Source organism: Streptomyces sp. NPDC050439, assembly GCF_040655335.1.
GTDB lineage: Bacteria > Actinomycetota > Actinomycetes > Streptomycetales > Streptomycetaceae > Streptomyces.
This window is the reverse complement of record NZ_JBFAJT010000017.1, coordinates 15,565-31,745: the sequence shown is the minus strand read 5'-3', so window position 1 is coordinate 31,745 and position 16,181 is coordinate 15,565. Positions and strand designations below refer to the sequence as shown.

Below are 16,181 nucleotides of genomic sequence, written 5' to 3'. Positions count from 1 at the left end.
GCACGGGCGGAGAGAAGGCGGCCCCGCCGAAGCGGCGAAGGTCTGCGCGTCCATTCCCGCACGCGCGGGGAGCAGCTGATCGAGACGCTGTGACCGCAGGCCCTGACGGGCCCATTCCCGCGTGCGACGAAGTGAAGAGGGTCCGCCGGGGCACTTTGAAGTACAGGCGTCCAGAGAGGCGTTTCGTATTCAACTCCCCACGTACGCAACGGATTTGGAGAACTGACGAATCTCCTCTCTTGGACGCTCCGGCCTGCTAACGTCCTGTCCCGTTGAAGCAGGTAACCGTTATGAGCAATGGAGCGATGACGGATCGTGTCTGACTCAAGTGCTTTACGTGCCGAGGCCCTCCGGCCCCGGTGGGATCCTCGGGAGGCCCCGTGCATCCCGGTGCTGACTGTGGACGACCGGCTTCTTGAAGTGAGCCTTGTGGACCTGCTCCACGATGCCGATGGCATTCGGAACGTGGAAGGCGGCACGCCGGGCGAGAAGGTCGCGGTTCTCGAGTTCCTGCTGGCCATCTGCTACGCGTCCGGCACGTATCCGGCGTCGACTGCGCAGTGGCCTGCCTGGGTGGATCAAAAAGATGTACTCCGACCGGCCGCCCAGTGGCTCAAGCAGCGGCCTGAGAGCGAAGTCTGGGACCTGTTCCACCCCGCCGAACCTCTGGGGCAGAACGCTCTGCTCGCTCCGTTCCTCGACGAGCACGGTGCCGGGCCTGCGCAGCTTGTGATCGAACGTGTCGGTGACTACAACCAGTTCTTCGATCACCACCACCTGGAACACCCCAGTCCACTGCCGGTCGCTGCCGCATTCCGGGCCATGCTCACCCAGCACGTATACGGACCGGCCGGACGCGCCAGGATCTCTGGCAAGGAAACGCTGGGTGCCACCATCACCAATCTCGCTGCCACCCGCCTGGGCACCCGGATACGGGTGATCGCGCTCGGGGACACCCTTGGTGAGACGCTGCGCCTCAACCTGGCTCCCGTCGACGGACCGGCCGGGGAGCTGAACCGCACCTGGACCGTCGGCATGAAACGGCGGGAATTCGCAGTCAAGCCCAAGGGCCGGGCAGTGGCAGGACCTGCCGATTTGCACAGCTACCTCGGGCGCTCCATCCTGCTTCGCCCGACCCGTGACGGCGAGCAGGTGGACCGGGTGCTGCTCGGTGCGGGTGAGCTCCTCGCGCTGACGGACGAGCACTTGCAGGATGCTGTGTACGCCACCAGGGCAGATGGCACCAGCAAACCCTTGTGGGCTTCGGCAACCAGGGCTGTCTGGCGTCAGGCACATGCTCTCTACGCTGCGGTGGCCGAAGCGCGCTCGCAGCCTGGCAGGAACGACGGCGGCACCTTGTACCGGAGGCTGGCGCTCTTCCCGGCCGAGGACGTGGCTCCCGAACCCGGCCAGCAGCCGGCGCGCCGCATCGAGTTGTGGGCAGTCGGTCTGGTCGCAAAGCAGACCACCGCCATCGCCTGGGTCGACGGGACCTTCCCGTTCGCCCCTGGACTAGAGGCCCGCCTCTACCTCGCCTCCTACCGGGGTTCGCAGATTGCCGAGTTCGTGGCGGCCGCTCTGTACAAGGCGGCGTTTGCGGCCTGGCGCGTGGCATACCCGAACCCCAAACCGGCCGACAAGAACAGTCAGATCGCCCGGTTCGACGCACGCGCTCAGCACTGGGCAGCGACACAGGAGCCGTTCGATGTGCTGATGGAAGAGACCACCCTGGGCGAGGACGTGCGGGCCCTGCTGCTGGTGTACGCGCACACCGTGGCCACCGCCGCTCGCATGTTCCTGGCCGAATGCCTCGATCCGCTGCCCAGAAGCTCTCAGGGCGCCAAGGCCAGGGCCTGCGCCTTGAGACGGTTCGACGACGAGTTGACCCAGCCGCAGGCTCCGGCCGAGCTCCGAGGGGAGTCCCCATGACCACCAAGCCCGGCGCCGACCTAAACGACAGTGAAAGCGCCGTCGCGCTCACAGCGTGGCTCGCCAGTCTCGTCCACAACCACGACTACGCCAGCCTCGCCGAGCTCCGGCGTCCCCGCGTCCAGCGCGAACCCCACTTCCGGGCCCTGTGGTACAGCCCCGATGAGGCCCAGCGCGAGGTCTACGCCCAGGTCGCCTTCCTGTTCGCGATCTACCACCAGGGCCGTTCCAAGCCCGCCTACGGGTACGGCAGTCTCGGTGACGCCGCACGCCGCATCGGCAGCGGCAACGGGCGCGGCCCCGATGATCCGGGCGCCGCCCGCCTGATCGACCGCATCGTCTCCAGCCGCCGCATCCCGTGGCGTCATCTGCAGCACGCCGTCGCACGCCTTCGGGCCTGCGACCGGCAACCGCCCTCCTGGTCCCGGCTCGTCGACGACCTCAACCAGTGGCACGACCGTAAGGCACGTGTCCCCTACGCATGGGGCGTGGCCTTCCACATCCCTGCGCCCCGGGCTGCCGCCGCACGATCCACTGCCTCGAATGCCGCCTCCTCCACCGAGAAGGACTCCACCACGTGACCAGCAACTCCCCTTCCGCCGGCAGCCAGTTCCTCTCCTTGCACCTGCTGGAGACCCTGGTGGCCGTACTGCCTGTGCGTGACGAGAACGGAGCACCCAAGTCCATCGTCTACGGCGGCACCGAACGCCACATGATCACCAGTCAGGCGCGGCGCCGGGCCGAGCGGATCCACACCCGCGACCGAGCCAACGCAGGCCGCGGCGCCCTGGCGGGGCGTGCCACCGGCATCCGCACGCGCGAGTGGGCACTGCTCACCGCACGCGCACTCACCTCACAGCACGGTTGGGAAACCGACGAGGCCGTGCGCATCGCGCGCGCGGTGATCGAGGCCACCGGCCTCAAGTTCGGGGAGCCCGAGAAGAAGACCGTCGCCAACCTGACCCGGGTGCTGCTGTTCGCGCCGGCGGACGCAGGCACCCGCATCGCCGCCCATATCGCCGAGCAGTCCGAGACGCTGCGGGCATGGACCGAGGAGTACGTGAGGGCCCAGACCGCGGCGGCCGGCAAGAAGAAGAGGGGCCGCAAGGGAGCGGTGCAGGAAGATCCGGAGGAGGACAGCGCAGCGGAGGTCAAGCTGCCTGCGCTGCCGGCCGAGACCCGCGCGGCGATCCTCACCGCGCTCGCCCCGCGCGACGCCATCGACATCGCCCTGTACGGGCGCTTCCTCGCCGAGATCGCGGACTCACCCAACGTCGACGGAGCAGTCCAGAGCAGCCACGCTTTCACGGTGCACGAAGCAGAGCAGGTCGACGATTTCTACGCCGCTGCTGATGACGCGAAGCTGGACCGCAAGAAGAACGCGCTGGACTTCCTCGACGCGGCCGACGACTCGGGCGCCGGCATGACCGGCTACCAGTCTCTGATCACGGGCACGTTCTACCGCCATGCCGTCCTCGATCGCCGCAAGCTGCGCCGCAACCTCCAGGCGGCCGGCATGACCGAGCAGGAGGCAGAAGAGGCATCCGTTGCGGCGGAGTCAGAGTTCGTCGCGGCCTTCGTCGAAGCCTTCCCCGAGGCGAAGAAGAACTCGACCGCGTCCACCGGATCTCTGCCTGCCCTGGTCCTGGCCTTCGAAGGCGAGCGCCCCTACAACTACGCGGCCGCCTTCCAGGCACCCGTCGACGAGAGCCCCGTCGACAAGAACGGTGAAGGCCCCGCCGGACCGGCCGCGGTCAGGCGACTGCTTAAGCACCATGCCTTCGTCGCTCAGCGGCGGCCCGACATCACCTCCGGGCGCATCCTGACCTTCGACCCGCAGATCAACGAACTCCTCCACACCCTCGACGACAGCGGCGCGACGACGGTGACCCGCGCCGAGGAGCTCACGGCGTGAGCGGGCACGTCCTGCTCGTACGCCTGGCCGCCCCCTTGCAGTCCTGGGGCGTGACATCCCGGTTCTCGCACCGCGACACCCATACTCGCCCCACCAAGTCCGCCGTCATCGGCCTGTGCGCGGCCGCCCTGGGCCGGGACCGGACCGAGCCCGTTAACGACCTCGCCGCACTCACCTACGGGGTCCGCGCCGACCACCCCGGCACCCCGGTCCGCGACTACCACACCGTCGGCGCCGGCCGGTTCCCGCTGCGGCCACGTGCCATCATCACCGACCACCGCCGTGCCGCCGCCATCGCCAAGAGCATGGAGACCGCCCAGGGACCGGACTTCGGGCACCACGAACTCGCACGCTGGTACGGCGCCCCGAAAAAGATCACCACTGACCCGGTCTCCGGGACCCTCGTCTCAGCGGAACTGGCCCGCACCGCAATGATCACCGAACGCTGGTACCTGTCAGACGCGGCGTTCGTCGCAGCCCTCCAACACCCCGACCACGCGCTGCTGGAGGGCATCGCCCACGCCCTGGAGCACCCCAAACGGCTGCTGTGGCTCGGCCGCAAATCGTGCCCGCCCTCCGGCACCCTGGCCGCGGAGATCCTGCCCGGCACCATCGCCGAAGCGTTCACCGCCAAACGCCTGCTGCCCGGGCCCGAGGGATACGACACCTCAGGACGACGCCCCTGGGCGTGGATCCAGGCGCCCTCCGGCACGCGCGGCGCCACGCGGATCCACGACCAGCCCGTCAGCTTCGATACCGACCGCCGCTCTCACGCCACCCGCTGGGAGACCCGCACGCGCATCACCATCGCACCGACCGCCACCGAATGGGACATCATCCCGTGAAGAGCACCCGGGCCTCGACGGCTCGCTTCGTCGCCACCCACTCCGTCCTCTCCCTCGACGCCCGCCACCCGCTGGTCGCCAAGTCCCTGATCGACGCCCAGGAAATGCACCGCACCGTCATGAGCGGGTTCCGCGGCTGGATCGAGGACGGCGCCTCACACCCACGCGCCGACATGGGTGTCCTGTCCACCTGGTCGGTGGACCTGAAGGCAGCGGCCCTCGTCCTGGTCGTCCAGTCCCGGGTTCCCGGGGACTGGTCACGCATCCCCCGCGCGGCTTTCACCACCGCGCCGCACAGCATCACCGTCGACCGCACCTTCACAGCAGGCGAATCCGCGGCGTTTCGCACGGTCGTCAACCCCACGCGCAGCAAGCCCTCGGGCAAACCCGTCTCCGACAAGGCCCGTGGCACCCGCACCGCACACACCACACCAGAGCATGTGAAGCGGTGGTTCACCCGGCGGCTCCAGCCCGCCGGCGAACCCAAAATGGCCGAGGACGGCGTGGTGCGCATCGGCGCAACCGCCGACCCCGAAACCCTCGGGATCCGCATGCTGCCGACCGTCTCCAGCGCCCACCGCAACAAACCGGTCCGTATCGGCCGGGCCGAGATCCGCGGCACACTCACGGTCACCGACCCCGAAACCCTCGTAGACGTCCTCGCCAACGGCCTCGGCCACGCCCGCGCCTACAGTTGCGGTCTGATTTTGACCCGTTGAGCCCCGCCCCACCGAAAGCAGCGCCGCGGCGCGAGCACACCAGCGCTGGGTTTCCTACACACGCGGGAACCGGCGCTGAAGCGCGTCGGCAGCCGGGCACGCCGACCATCCCCGCACACGCAGGAGGGGAAAGACGCAGTGCTCCTAACGGGAGCCATTCCCGCAGATTGGCGGGAAGCCCAGCGAGGGCCGAGGCTACGCCTTGCGGCCCCGCCAGGACCAGCCCGATACACGTCACTGCCCGCCGCGGCGCCGCATCAGGATCCTCAGGGTCGCGCGGGCATCACGCCGGCGCTGCGGGGTGCGAAAGAGCACGGACGAAGCCGCCACCGACACCACCGCCACGCAGTAGGCGAAGGCGGTCACGGCGGAAAGGACGACACCCGCCCGGAAGGCGGGTTCAACAACGCTCTGCAGAACGGACATACAAGTCCCCCTCAGGTAGCGGCCGGAGGCCCTCTCCCCCGGCGCGGTCCCACAGGTATCCACCTTCCTGAGGGCGTTCAGCAGACTTCGCAGCGCCGAGAAAGCTGCATACGTACTGGTCAGGGGCCAATTGAAGATGCGTTCAGAGAACTCTTCCGCAGACGATGCCGCCGACGGTGCCGGGCAGATACCGACGTTCATGACCGACCTGAAGGCGTTGTTCAAGGCCGCCGGCGGCGGCAAGCCCGGCCTGACGTACACAGACCTGATGCGTGAGGCTGCGGCGTCTGGGTTCAGCGTGCCCAAGTCCAATTTCACCGCCTGGATGAACAAGAACCCGCCGACCGAGGAACGTCACGTCGAGTACGTGATGACGAAGCTCATCCCCGGTTTGAAGGCAAGGGCGGCTCGCCGCTCGCCGGGCCACGTCCAGATCTCTGAGGGCTCCTGGGCCGCTCGGCTCTCAGCCACGCAAGAAGTCAGCGGGAGCGGGCAGGGGGGCCGCGGCCCCCGTATTGGCGCAGCCTCTCCAGGGCGGCTGCTGGGCGGTGCGTCCCCGGCCCTCCTAAATGTTCTGCCCGTCGACTTCGTGGGACGCGAGGAGGAACTGACCGACCTGAAACGCTTCGTCACGGCTCCCTGCGGCTCCAGTGCCTACCTGTGGTGGCAGGCAGGGCCGTGGGCCGGAAAGACAGCGCTGCTCTCCTGGTTCACCGCCCGTCGCCTGCCTGCCGGGGTCGATGTCGCGCACTACGTCATCGCCGGGCGTCTGGGCACCGACCGCCGTGACGGCTTCATCCGTACAGTCGGAGCCCAGTTGGCTGTCGCGGCCGGCGGCAGACGCCGCCCCGCCATCGATCTCAAGCAACCTGACCTGGGCCCTCTGTACGAAGCAGCGGCCCGGGAAAGCGCGAAGCGTCATCGGCGTCTCGTCCTGATCGTCGACGGACTCGATGAAGATGCCGACGCGGGCCCCGACGAAACCGGCATCGCCGGACTCCTGCCCAAGGACCCGCCCTGCGGAATGCGCGTCATCGTCGCCGGGCGGCCCCACCCGCGCATGCCGCGGAAGCTGGCGGCGGACCATCCGCTGCGAGACCCTGCCATCGTCCGGCTGCTGGCCGCCTCTCCCGCAGCGCGCATCATCCGGGATGCCGCCCTGACGGAGCTGCGCACTCTCCTGGAGGACACCGGTCTCGGACAACATCTGCTAGGCCTTCTGGTTGCGGCGCGGGGGGCCCTCACCGGGGCAGATCTCGCCGAACTCACGGAGCTCACGCCCCACGACGTGCGGGACAGGCTCTCCGGCGTCACCGGCCGTTCCCTGGCGCCCACGCGCACCGATCTGCTGCCCCTGCACGTGCGCACCGAGGCGGAAGCGGAAGCAGGACGGCAGACATTCGTACTAGCCCACCAAGAACTCCACGCCACCGCGCACGAGGCCCTCGGCCGCCGCTTCCTCGCCGCACGCGCCACTGAGCTGCACCACTGGGCCCACCAGTACAGCGACGAAGGCTGGCCCCACGACACCCCGAACTACCTACTCACCGGCTACACCCGCCTCCTGCACGAGCAGGGAGAGACCGAGCGCCTCACCGCGCTGGCGCTCGATCCGCGGCGCCAACTGCGCCTCATCCAGCGCGCCGGCCCGGACGTCGCCCTGCTCCACCTCGACCTGGCCGCCCCATCCCGCACAGACCAAGTGCCACCGCTGAGCACGGCCGCGGCGATCGCCGCTTCCCGGGAGATGCTGCTGCCCCACGTGCAGCCGCTTCCCACCGCAGTAGCACAGACCATCGCCCGGCTCGGCGACGCGCCGCGGGCCCGCGCCCTGACCAGCACATCAGGGCGCGCCGTCGACAAGACGCTGAACCTGGCCGGCGTGGCACGCGTACTGCAGTCCATGGGTGACGAGCAGGCCGTCGCCACGGCCCAAGCGGCCGGCCGGTGGGCTCGCAGGGCACTGCACGAGGCGGGCAGGTTCGGTGTCAGCGCCGATGAGGCGCAGGGCGCAGCAGGGCAAGCAGCCCTCGCCCTGCTGGAGACGGCCCAACAGCCCGGCCACGGACCTACACACGAGGCTGGCACCCACGGCCGACCGGGAGCGGGCGGGGACCGCGCTCGTCAGAGCCTCTTCGAGGACGGCCTGGCCCTGCTCCGCTCCGCCCACGGGATGGGGACAGCCCGCACAGAAATCTGGGCGCAAGCCATCCATCTGCTCACAGCAAACCATCCCGAGCAGGCCGGAGAGCTGTTGGACACATTGGAAGAACAAGCTGAAGATCTCGCCTGCCAAGAACCGGCCGACACAAGCTCCGCAGCCGGCGCGATTCACCTCTGGCAGACAGCAGCGTCCACGGCGCCCGACCGCGCCGACCGCCTCATGGACCGCATCCTGACCCATGCCCAGGAGGTCTGGAACGAGGCGCCCACCCTGGAAAACATTGCCACTCTCGCGACCGCCGCCCTCTGCGCCGCGCCATCCCATCCGACACAGGCGCAGCGCCTGGCGAACACTGCCTGCCGCCACCTCGAGCATGTACTGAGCCCGGACGCTGCGCCTTTGACGCCTCCGGATGCCTTTCACGTCGAGTTCGGATTCCGACACACCGTCGCCCTCCTCTCGCAGGCACTCGCCGACGTCGGGAAACCGACCGAGCAGATCACCCACATGCTGGAACTCGCAGGCCTCTTCCTCCCGCCAGAACCACCAAAACTGCCAGAGCACGAGGAACAGCTGCCCGGCAACGAGGACGAATTCCCCGCCGAAGCCGGCAGACTCGCCGAGGAAGCGTTCCGTCTGGCCGGCCAGGCCGCCAGCGATGAAGCGGAGCACTGCCTGGAGCAGGCCCTGGCGCTCCTGCCCGCCGGCATCCCCGGCAGCGGCCGCGCCCCCGTGTGGCTACCCGACCTGGCAGCCGCCCTCATCCGCAGCGACACGGCCGCCGACACCCAGCCCCTCATCGACCTGGTCCAGCACCCAGCCGACCACGTGCGCCTGCACGCCGCCATGGCCCTGGCCTACAAAGGCACGCACCAGCCCGACGCAGCACGCCGCCACGCGCACGAAGCAGCCCGTGCAGCCACGACCGATCAGAACTGGCCCTACGCCGCACAGGCGCTGGCAGGCGCCGGCGAGGCGCAGGCTGCCGCAGACCTCATCACGCAGCACCCGCAACCCCGCAGTGTCACCGCGCGGGCGGCCTGGCGGAAAACCGACCGAGCCGCGCGCATCGCCGTCGCCGCGGAACTCACGGCACACGCCCCCCACATGGCAGGCGAGCTGCTCCTTCCGGTGCTCCAACGCCTCGAAGCCTCAAGCCGCACGATCCGTAGCAGCGGCCTGCTGTCCCCACTGGCCGAACTCCTGCCCGCCGCGGCCCACCTCCCACCCGAGCCACATCAGCTCCTTACGGCCGTGATGGAACAAGCCCGTGACCAGTCATCGCGCAGCAGCCCACACTCCTGGCAACCCGAAGACGTCCTCGTCCACGCATTCCTGCGCGTCCAAGCCGGCGAACGCCCAGACCTGCAACTGACGTGGCTGACACACGACATGGCCAGCCGCGGCCCCGAACACTTCCCCACCCCCGCCCTAGCCGTCCTCCACGCGGCCCTCGGCGACACCGGCACCGCCCTGCAGGTAGCACGACAACCCGCCGACCCGCTCCTTCAAGCCACTGCACTCGCCGCCATCGCAGCACACCTCGTCCACCTCCCGGCCCGCCCGCACCCCATGGCCGGACCAACCATTCAGATCCACTTCACCCGCGCCATCCAGCACCTGGCCCACACCACCACCCCACCGGCTCCCGACCACAAAGCGGCCGCCACAGCGCTACACCACACCCTGACCACACCCAGCTGGCACCAGGCCATACCGATCCTGCACAAGCTCGCCCCGGAAGCCATCCGTGCCATCCGCGACATCGCAACAGCCCATCTCCACGCCCCACCTCAACTCCGCTGACTACCCCCGACAATCCGCCGAGAGGAGCTCTCCACGCCGCCGTATTTCGCCGGCAAGTTCGATGCGGGAGCGGGAGCCCACCGGCGTACCGCAGCAGACTCCGTCGGAGGGGAGGTCGACGAGGTGTTAAGCGCCAACCTTGCGGTCTCGCGGAACAGCCTCTGCTCCCCGAGCCCCTGCCCGACGACCGGAGGCCGTCCCCCGCGGGCGCGGGGAAGAGAGGAAGACATCCGCAGGTCGCGAAGTGCGCTCCCCGCCCCCGCGGGGATGACCCCTTGATCATCCCCGTGCTGACCTTCCGGCCCTTCTGCTCCCCGCACCCGCGAAGATGATCCCTGAGCGATCCGGCTCGCGGTGTATCCGGTCCTGTGCTCCCCGCCCCTGCGGGGATGGTCCCTGCTGGAGCGTGAAGGTCATGGTCTCGGTGCGGTGCTCCCCGCACGCGCGGGGATGGTCCCAGGTAGTCGACGCCGGTGTCCTCCAGATACACGTGCTCCCCGCACCTGCGGGGATGGTCCCGAGGCTGCGTCGTTCCCTGCGGTGACCGCGCCGTGCTCCCCGCACCTGCGGGGATGATCCCCGGGTTCCCTTGGAGACGAGGAGGATGCCGCGGTGCTCCCCGCACCTGCGGGGATGGTCCCGGGCACTGGTGGCGGGTGACGACGACCGGGATGTGCTCCCCGCACCTGCGGGGATGGTCCCGGCAGACGGTTGTTGACGTAGCCCTCAGCTCGGTGCTCCCCGCACCTGCGGGGATGGTCCCCCCGACGAAGGCGCCCCCGCGGCCTGAGCCGCGTGCTCCCCGCACACGCGGGGATGGACCCAACGACGTTCCCTACGACCGGGAAAAGACGTACTGCCCCTCGCACGCGCGGGGATGGCCCCAAGCAGGCCAACCAGCTCGAGACCGGCGACGTCTGCTCCCCGCCTGCGCGGGGATAGCGCCGTTCGGCTTGTGGTCCGGCTGTTCGAGCGGTGCACTTGTGGCAATTGGGCCTGCGGGTGGCCGTACGCTGCAGTTGCTGTCCCGTGCACCCAGGTGGTGGAAATGTCCGAATCTTTGAAAGTTGCTCAGAGCGACCCTCTTGCCCGGTGAAAGCCCAGGTCGGGGAGACTGCTCCCCGCACGCGGGGATGGTCCCGACCGCATCACCCCGTGCATCAAGTACCTCGACTGCTCCCGGCTCATGCTGGGATTAATCGTCACGCCACGTGCACGATGCTGCCCGGTAATTGTTCCCCGCGTACGGGGGATGGACCCGAAGTGATCAAGGCAGGGAACCCGGCTACCTGTTGCTCCCCGCGTTCGCGGGGGGGGGACCCGGCTGCAACACTGAGCGGGTCAAGAAGGTGTTCTGCTTCCCGCACGGGCGGGGATGGACCCAGGCCGGCCAGGTCGCGGCCGGGGGTGCAGAGCTGTTCCCCGCGCACGCGGGGATGGCCCCCGGTCCGTCGACACCCGTGTCGTGACCGTCCCTTGCTCCCCGCGCACGCGGGGGTGGACCCATGAAGGCTCCGCTGGCGAGGGCGATGCCGAACTGCTCCCCGCGCATGCGGGGATGGACCCTCCAGTCGGGTGCGGTACACGGGCTTGGTGGCATGCTCCCCGCGCCCGCGGGGATGGCCCCGGCGCGAAGATCGACGTTGCGGCCCCCGCCCATGCAGAAGCACGCCGATCACTACCCCGACCGGGAAGCCAGGACCGAACCGCCCCCGCACGCACAGGAAACAGCCCATCACCACATCGGCCACCACAGCACCGGTGGACCCATCCCCGTGTGTGCGGGGAGCAGTTGACGGAGATGGCATTGGACTTGGGGCCGAGGGGACCATCCCCGCGCGTGCGGAGAGCAGCCGGGGCAGCGGGACTTGAAGACTTCGAGGGTGGGGCCATCCCCGCGTGTGCGGGGAGCAGACTCGCTGACCTGGGCATTCACCGGGACAGAGAGGCGTTCTGAGCAACTTTCCAAGACTCGGACATATCAACCACCTGGTTGCACGGGACAGCAGCTACAGCGTACGGCCACCCGCAGCCCCAACTGCCACAAGTGCACCGCCCGAACGGCCAGACCACGCCGAACGGAGCCCTCCCCGCGTGCACGGGGAGTAGATCCTCCCAACCGCCGCATGACGGTAGCGCCTGGGACCATCCCCGCGCGGGCGGGGAGCGGTTCATGTTGCTGGCCGCGTCCCTCACCTGCCTAGGTCCATTCCCGCGTGCGCGGGGAGCAGTTGACCAGGTTGGCCAGCACCTTGTCCGCCCCGGGCCCATCCCCGCGGGCGCAGGGGAACAGGAAGCCCGCGACCTCGACCAGATTCAGACCACGGGTCCATCCCCCACGTGCGTGCGGGAGCAGTCACGCTGACCTGGGCATCTAACAGGAGGCGAAGCCGTTCCGAGCAACTTCCCAAGACTCGGACTTTTCTGCCACCCCGCTGAACGAAGCACCAGAAGCAGCCTACGCACACCGGGCCCACCCGCGAGACCCCCGGGGCGGACTGATCACAGCCAACAACTCGCGCCAACATCCGGATAAATGGACGGCCCTGGGGCGGTCGTCGATATCGACCACCAGCGCGGCAGCAAACCCCGACCACCCCAGCCGCCCGAGACACCGCGATGTCTGTCGACGACGACACCGGTGGCGGGTCCGTCCCTGCATGTGCGGAGAGCAGAACGTTGTGCAGAACGCGTCGAATTTTGGTGGGGCCATCCCCGCGCGTGCGGGGAGCAGTCCTTGCTGATCGTCTTGAACAAGGTGGTTTCGGGTCCATCCCCGCACGTGCGGGGAGCAGACTCGCTGGCCTGGGCTTTCACCAGGCAAGAGAGCCGTTCTGAGCAACTTTCAAAGATTCGGTCATTTCCACCACCTGGGTGCACGGGACAGCAACTGCAGCGTACGGCCACCCGCAGGCCCAATTGCCGAAAATGCACCGCGCGAACAGCCGGACCATAAGCCGAACGGCGCCACCCCCGCACGCGCGGGGAGCAGGTGCGCGAAGAACGGGTGCGGATCGACAGCGGGGGTCCATCCCCGCGTGCGCAGGGAGCAGTCTGCGCGTCAGCTGACGGAGGCCGCCATACTGGGGACCATCCCCGCATGCGCGGGGAGCAGTTCAGCGTTCCCGCCGTGTGGCCAACGCCAGCAGGGCCATCCCCACGCGCGCGGGGAGCAGGGCCGGCGGTGGCACCTGATGGCGGCCAGCGGAGGGCCATCCCCGCGGGTGCGGGGAGCAGGACGTAGGACAGCGGGTCCCAGTTCCACGTGGGGGACAATCCCCGCGCTTGCGGGGAGCAGACTCGTTCACCAAGCATTCTGCCGCCACCAACCCACGAAGCTCAGCACTTTCACCGGACTCCGACAAACCCGAGAACCACCCCCTCCCCCAAGCCATCCACTCATACAGGAGCACGCCGATCACCACCCCGATCGGGAAGCCAAGACCGAACCACCCCCGCGCACATAGAAAACAGCCCACCACCACACCGGCCACCGCAGCACCAGTAGGTCTCTCCCCCGCGGAGCGGAGAGCAGTTCACGCCTAGATCGGGATTCCGGCGCAGAAGGAGGCCAGCCCGGGCATGCGGGGAGCAGGGCTGGGGCACCTACAGCAACGTCCAGGTCAAGGGACCATCCCCGCACGTGCGGGGAGCAGAGCAGCACCTGGCCGGGGTGGATCAGGTGCGGGGATCCACCCCCGCGCGTGCAGGGAGCGAGAGCTTTCCCCGTTCATCCACATCAGCGGGTAGCGGAGGCCATTACCGCGTGCGCGGGGAGCAGCGCAGCAAGTCCTCCTCGCTGAAGTGCATGGCGGGTCCATCCCCACGGGTGCGGGGAGCAGTTGGCGACGCTGATCGCCGGCCTCAAGGGCGCGGGGCCATCCGCGCACGCGCGAGAGCAGGCGGTCGCTCTGTTCGGCGCGTCCGCCGTCCCGGATCCATCTCCGCAGGTGCGGAGAGCAGCCACACAGAAATCCACGCCCGGTGCGAGCCTGGCCGTCCACCCCCACATGCGCGGGGAGCAGCGCCACGGACTGGGAGCTTCTCGCGTGGTGGCGGAACCATCCCCGCACGCGCGGGGAGCAGACGAAGCTGAAACAGATCGGATTCCCTTTCGAGGGACCATCCCCGCACGCGCGGGGCGCAGTCGACCTTGATCGTGGCCCGCTCCAGGGCACGGGATCCATCCCCACGAGCGCGGGGAGCAGTCCTGGAAGGCCGCAGGCGGCGACATGGGCCAGGGTCCATCCCCGCGGGCGAGGGAGCAGACCATGTCGCCCTTCAGCGCGCTGTCGCCGGTGGGTCCATCCCCGCGGGTGCGGGGAGCAGGTCTTATGGCATCGCTTGCACAGAGCTTGCACGGGACCATCCCCGCGTGCGCGGGGAGCAGTCGCGCTGCTCTCGCTCAAGCGTCACCGTCCAAGGACCATCCCCACATGCGCGGGGAGCAGGGCGCCGGCGGAAAGGCCGGGCCAGGGTGGTGGGGATCATCCCCGCGAGTGCGGCGAGCAGGAACTCCCGCCGTCCCGGGTGATGGTGACGTCGGGTCCATCCCCGCGAGTGCGGGGAGCAGAGGGTGATCAGCCCGTTGTAGGTGTCTTCCTTGGGGCCATCCCCGCACGCGGGGAGCAGGACGAGGAGCTCTACGACGGCATCACCCGCGAGGGTCCATCCCCGCAGGCGCGGAGAGCAACGGATCTGTGAGGACTCGGCGACCCATACCCGGGGTCCATCCCCGCACGCGCGGGGAGCAGTCGAGGCAACTCGGGCCTCCCGGCTCGGAGCCGGGACCATCCCCGCGTGCGCGAGGAGCGGGTCGTCGACGGCTTCGGTGTCGTGAAGCCCACGGGTCCATCCCCGTAGGCGCGGGGAGCAGACTCTTTCACCAGGCATTCTGCCGCCACCAACCCACGAAACCCAACACCTTCACCATTGCGCGGGCCATACCCGCAAGCGCGGGGAGCAGTTCTGCAAGCTTCGCAAGGCCTTGGCCATGTCGGGTCCATCCCCCCGCAGACGCGGAGAACAGTTGACCTTGCGGTAGCGGATGGGCCCGTTGTTGGGGCCGTCCCCGCGTATGCGGGGAGCAGTGTCTGCAAGGATCACCGCCTATCTAGGAGCCGGGGCCATCCCCGCTGGCGCGGGGAGCAGGCGATGATGCCTACGGGCTCGACGACGGTGCGGGGGCCAACCCCACGTGCGCGGAGAACAGTACGGGCCCAAGCCGCCCACCACCCGTACCGAGGGACCGCCCCCGCGTGCACGGGGAGCAGCCGCCGGGGTCGACGTAACCGCGGAACCGGCAGGGGCCATCCCCGCGGGCGCAGGGAGCAGAGCGCGGTGAGGGCGGGCCGGCAGCGGGCGGTGGGACCATCCCCGCAGGCGCGGGGAACAGTCTCCGTGCTGCCGCACCGCGTACCCGGTGTCGGGACCATCCCCGCGGGCGCGGGGAGCAACTGGCGACGCTGATCGCCGGCCTCAAGGGCGCGGGTCCATCCCCGCGTACGCGGGGAGCAGACAGGCTCCGGCGTCAAGCCTCCGTGGATCGGGGGACCATCCCCGCACGTGCGGGGAGCAGCCGCACACGCAGTCCGCCACCCACCGGTTCTGGGGACCATCCCCGCGCGTGTGGGGAGCAGCGAACCACCCGCCGCCCTCAGGTCCTTGGCGAGGGCCATCCCCGCGCTTACGAGGAGCAGGAGGGACTGATCGACAGGAGCCGCCGGGGCATGGGGCCATCCCCGCGCGTGCGGGGAGCAGTAGTCGACATCCGGGCAGCCGGGGACGGCGTGGGGACCATCCCCGCGCGTGCGGGTAGCAGATCGCAGCGGAGGCCGCCGAGTTGCCGTCGCCGGGACCATCCCCGCGTGCGCGGAGAGCAGAGTCTCGGGGGCGACTACGGTACCTCGAACCCGGGTCCATCCCCGCGTGCGCGGGCAGCAGGCGAGCTGGTCGTTCTTGTCGGCGAGGACGGTGGGTCCGTCCCCGCGTGCGCGGGGAGCAAGAGACGGTCACGACACGGGTGTCGACGGACCGGGGGCAATCCACGCGTGCGCGGGGAGCAGGTCCAGGTCATGGCCGAGGGCGCCTCCGCGCAAGGTCCATCCCCACGTGCGTAGGGAGCAGCTGGGAGCGATAGCGGCCAGGGTGCAGTCGTGGGGTCCATCCCCGCGTGCGCAGGGAGCAGTCGAGCGCCTCAATGGTCAGCTCAAACTTGCCGGGTCCATCCCCGCGAGCGCGGAGAGCAGCTCCTGCACTTCTGGTCCTGGTGAGGGATCGGGGGTCCATCCCCGCGTGCGCGGGCAGCAGGCGAGCTGGTCGTTCTTGTCGGCGAGGACGGTGGGTCCGTCCCCGCGTGCGCGGGGAGCAAGAGACGG

At 69.4% G+C, this 16,181-nt stretch carries 7 protein-coding genes; 6 read left to right on the top strand and 1 reads right to left on the bottom strand.

Features of this window, described 5'->3' with window-relative positions:
- Nucleotides 1-315: 315 nt before the first annotated feature.
- From AB0I66_RS42360 to AB0I66_RS42340, 5 genes are read left to right on the top strand one after another with little or no spacing between them, the layout of a single operon-like run.
- Nucleotides 316-1,929 carry a type I-E CRISPR-associated protein Cse1/CasA gene (locus AB0I66_RS42360; RefSeq protein WP_363213444.1) on the top strand — a complete coding sequence of 538 codons (1,614 nt, stop codon included), beginning with the start codon at nucleotides 316-318 and terminating at the stop codon, nucleotides 1,927-1,929.
- Complete coding sequence (gene casB, locus AB0I66_RS42355; RefSeq protein ID WP_363213443.1) at nucleotides 1,926-2,510, top strand: type I-E CRISPR-associated protein Cse2/CasB; 585 nt, start codon at nucleotides 1,926-1,928, stop codon at nucleotides 2,508-2,510. Before AB0I66_RS42360 ends, casB begins: the two co-directional genes overlap by 4 nt.
- Nucleotides 2,507-3,844, top strand: coding sequence for a type I-E CRISPR-associated protein Cas7/Cse4/CasC (locus tag AB0I66_RS42350; protein ID WP_363213442.1), 1,338 nt, complete (start codon nucleotides 2,507-2,509; stop codon nucleotides 3,842-3,844). The genes casB and AB0I66_RS42350 overlap by 4 nt, the downstream gene beginning before the upstream one ends.
- On the top strand, nucleotides 3,841-4,689 hold the full coding sequence (gene cas5e / locus AB0I66_RS42345; RefSeq protein WP_363213441.1) for a type I-E CRISPR-associated protein Cas5/CasD: 849 nt from the start codon (nucleotides 3,841-3,843) through the stop codon (nucleotides 4,687-4,689). The genes AB0I66_RS42350 and cas5e overlap by 4 nt, the downstream gene beginning before the upstream one ends.
- Entirely contained in the window at nucleotides 4,686-5,408 is a 723-nt protein-coding gene (locus AB0I66_RS42340) for a type I-E CRISPR-associated protein Cas6/Cse3/CasE (RefSeq protein WP_363213440.1), read from the top strand. The genes cas5e and AB0I66_RS42340 overlap by 4 nt, the downstream gene beginning before the upstream one ends.
- A 234-nt stretch (nucleotides 5,409-5,642) precedes the next feature.
- On the opposite strand, the gene AB0I66_RS42335 is transcribed toward AB0I66_RS42340, so the two are convergent.
- Nucleotides 5,643-5,834 carry a hypothetical protein gene (locus AB0I66_RS42335; RefSeq protein ID WP_363213439.1) on the bottom strand — a complete coding sequence of 64 codons (192 nt, stop codon included), beginning with the start codon at nucleotides 5,832-5,834 and terminating at the stop codon, nucleotides 5,643-5,645.
- Nucleotides 5,835-6,033: 199 nt separating this feature from the next.
- On the opposite strand from AB0I66_RS42335, the gene AB0I66_RS42330 reads away from it, so the two are divergent.
- Nucleotides 6,034-9,804, top strand: coding sequence for a hypothetical protein (locus AB0I66_RS42330; protein WP_363213438.1), 3,771 nt, complete (start codon nucleotides 6,034-6,036; stop codon nucleotides 9,802-9,804).
- The last annotated feature ends 6,377 nt before the right edge of the window (nucleotides 9,805-16,181 follow it).